Raw genomic sequence first — 3659 nt, 5'->3', positions numbered from 1 at the left:
AACCTCAAGCATAAAGTACAAATGGACATATAAAATAATCTTAATCCCAGAATTGTTACAACAAGTGTTTTTACAGCTACGAAGAATAGGACCTGTTCACTGTATCCCCCTGAAGCGACACACCCGTCCTGTATTACGAAAAAGTATAAAGGCATTGTGGTTTACAAATAGTCCTCTCATAAAGGAAATTGTTTAGATAGCGGTAAATTTCACTACATATTAATCGGAAGCTAAATGAAGAAGCAAGATTAAAAACTTTTTGGTAAACTACAACTCAGCTCGCTGTCAGTGAGGATTTAAAAAATGACCCCGGAATAATACCGAGGTCATCTACTAATTTCTTTAAAGTGTTTTTAATTAGATGGTTTAACTGTTATTCAGGGATAGGAGTAGGTGTTGACACTCTTCCTTCTCCGCCGTACTTTTGGTCTATCATAGCTCGTATTGTTTTGAGATCTGTCCCTTTTTCGTACTCTGCTTTAGCCTCACGGGCTATATCCACACAGACCCCTCAGCCAAGTCCCATATCATCAAGCATAGCGATATTCCCATCAACTGATTCTACGAAACAGTTGGTATTGCTCGTATGGCCATCTTCTTCAAAACAACCACAATAACAAGGCATGTTATTTAACACTTCTGGTTTATCTAAAGCAAATTGATAGGCTTCCATTACTTCATCCGTAGCATTTTGTTTAATAAGTTCTGGCCATTTGTTGCTTCCAATTTGATATTCCATGTCCTTTGATGTTTGTTTCATTGAATGGTTACCTAGTGATGGATCTGCTGCTTTTTGCTGACAGCCTGCAAGTAAGAAAGATAACACCAAACCTGAAATTACGTAGGTTCTCATTTCATTCTCCTTTTTGTTACTTACTAAGTAAAGGTAATGGATCAATCGCGTTTGATTTGCTGATATTCCATTCTCCTTTATGCAACTCGAAGTGCAGGTGCTGTCCTGTTGAACGTCCCGTATTACCTTGGTAGCCTAACTGCTCCCCTTTTGAAACGGTTTGCCCTGAACTGACACTTCTGCTATTCATATGTGCGTAAACGGTTGTATACAGTTGTCCGTTAATAAAGTGCGTAAGGAAGACGACGTTTCCATAACTTGAAGAATAGTAAGACCGAAGGACTGTTCCAGATGCTGCAGCATTAACTGAAACGGTCCCGGATTTAGCTACATCAATTCCGGCGTGTTCTTTTCCCCAGCGTTGACCTGAACGGGATGTGATAACCCCTTCTGTTGGAAACAAAAAAAGACTTGGACCAGCTTGAGTTACTGGTTCCGACTGATTTTGTTTATCTGATTTAACTTCAGCCTCCCTATTCGAACGAGCCATTTCGGCTCTAATTGTCTTTTCCTGATCATTGAGGATATCATTTTTCTCTTTCAAATTTAGGATATATGAGTTAATTACCCCTTCTTTTTGTTTAAGGTTAGACATAATTTTGTTTTTTTGATTACGCTGGCGGTCGAGATCAACCTTTAGTGTTTGTAAATCAGCTATTGTTTGATTTAGTTTCTGAAGTTTGATTTCAACTTCCGCCTTTTTACCTTCTAACGTTTTCTTATCAGACGTATGAGCATCAATGATAGTCTGATCTTGGTCAGCGATTAAGTTTAGAGCTATTACCCGATCAAGAAAGTTTCCAAAGCTGCTTGATCCTAAAATGACTTCAAGATAGCTGGATGCTCCACCTGTTTCATACATAACAGTGACCCGTTCTTTTAATAATTTGTCACGTTCAGCTATCCGCGTTTCTATGGCACTAATCTCTTTTCTAATCGTTTCGATAGATTTATTAATGGTATTAATTTCTTGATTATTTTCTACAAGTTTTTTAGTAGTCTTGAAAATGTTGGCATCCAATCGTTTTATATCATTTGATACAGCACGCTGCTCAGACCTAACATCATCAATTTCTCGTTTTTTTACGTTTCGTTCATTCGCGTTTTTTTCTTTCTTCTGTTGTAACTCACTTAAAGAAGCTGCGCTTACTATTGAGTGGGAGTTTCCTAACCCTAATTGAAGGACTAGTAACGCAGCTGCCGTTGTTACCCGTTTCTTCAATCTCTATTCCTCCTGAATATACTTTTTCATTTTACTTAGAATTGCTAGGACAACCCAACTATATAGAACAAATGTGGAGAAACGATGAAGAAACAGGGTTTTTATATTTCATTTTGATCACAAACAGAATAACATGCATTACAATTATCGGTGTAATATTGATAATAATTTTTTTAATACGTAAACAAACAATAAGCCTAAAGAAATACCCCAATTTTCAACTTTTAATGCCGCCCCCCTTTCCTTCGGGCAGTGGGAATCTCATCTCAAAACGAGTTCCTTCTCCTAAGCTGCTGAAAACAAAGATTTTTCCACCATGAAGCTCTACCAGTTTTTTGACGATTGATAACCCCAAACCCGATCCCCCATATTGTCTCGATCTCGATTTTTCAACCCTATAAAAACGGTCGAATATATATGGGATTTCACTTTCAGGAATACCTTTTCCAGTATCTGATATGTTAATTTCTAAGTAATCCAAGGTATTTTTTACGTCGATAATAATTTCGCCTGATTCCGTATATCGAAGTGCATTATCTGTTATGTTTAGAAAAATTTGCTCAATTCTCACCCCATCCGCAAAAAGAAAAGAATCATCCGAGCGATTAATAAAATGGATATTGATATTTTTTTCTCTTGCTTTTAGTTTTACTTTTGAGATAACCCCTTCAATAACCTCTGTAACATCAATAATCTCTTGATTTAAAACAAATTGATCAATTTCCATTTTGGATAAATCAAAAAGATCGTTTATCAATCCTTTAAGTTGGTGCGAGGCACGACTAATTGTTTCCAGATACTGAATCCTTTCTTCCTCATCACGATAAAGTTCGTTTTTTAAAGCTTTAGAGTAACCTTCTATATAGGTGATAGGTGTTCGCAGTTCATGTGATATCGATGCAAAGAAAGCTTGTTTTGAATCTCTGTTTTGCTTTAATTCATTTTTTAAGATATTAATGGCCTTGACTAGTTGTCCAACTTCATCGTTTGACTTATACTCCAAAGGAAACTCAAGGTCACCTTTCGCAATCTCTTTTGTAGCTTTTTCCATTTGCAATAAGGGAGCCGCAAGCTTACGTGAAAGGAAAAATGCAAATCCGAGCATCATGAAAAAAGCTCCAACACCTACCAGAATCAACAACTTCTGAACATGTTTTATAGAAGTATGTATTTTTTCAATGGAAGATAGAACAAAAATACTTCCTTCATACCCATCAGAAGTGTTTATAGGCTTCCCTGCTAGTAGAAAGTGGTCCTTAGATTGAGGTGCTTCATATTCTTTTTGTACACTCTCTCCGTTTTTCAACAAAGAATGTTCATTTTTAGGGATGTACTTCCCTTTCTCTAAGCCTTCTACTCCAGAACTAGAAACAATCTGACCTTTAGAGTCCACAACAATTAAATCCATTCCAGTTAAATCAGATAAAGATTCAAATACTCCGATGATTTTTTTATCCTTCATACTTTTAATGGAACTTGCATATTGCGTGGACAGTTCATCGATATTTTGTTTGACCTCATTATAATAAAAGTTTGAAAATACTTGAAAAATAACAAAACCTGTTGGGATTAAAACAACCATAA

The 3659-nt window shown here is 36.3% G+C and carries 3 protein-coding genes; all 3 read right to left on the bottom strand.

The annotated features are described in order from the left end of the window. Positions 1 to 373: 373 nt before the first annotated feature. Positions 374 to 853 (bottom strand): PCYCGC motif-containing (lipo)protein, encoded by a 480-nt coding sequence (locus CGZ90_RS19505; RefSeq protein ID WP_276206780.1) that lies wholly within the window; start codon positions 851 to 853, stop codon positions 374 to 376. 16 nt (positions 854 to 869) lie between these two features. Continuing rightward, the gene (locus tag CGZ90_RS19500) at positions 870 to 2075 is read right to left on the bottom strand and encodes a murein hydrolase activator EnvC family protein (RefSeq protein ID WP_094254161.1); all 1206 of its coding nucleotides are present in this window, start codon (positions 2073 to 2075) and stop codon (positions 870 to 872) included. Positions 2076 to 2292: 217 nt separating this feature from the next. Further along, the coding region (locus tag CGZ90_RS19495; RefSeq protein ID WP_094254160.1) for a HAMP domain-containing sensor histidine kinase at positions 2293 to 3659 on the bottom strand (1367 nt) is incomplete at its 5' end.

The organism is Fictibacillus aquaticus, from assembly GCF_002245695.1.
Classification (GTDB): domain Bacteria; phylum Bacillota; class Bacilli; order Bacillales; family Fictibacillaceae; genus Fictibacillus; species Fictibacillus aquaticus.
Note: the sequence above shows the minus strand (reverse complement) of the source record. Positions and strands in the feature narration are given on the sequence as shown.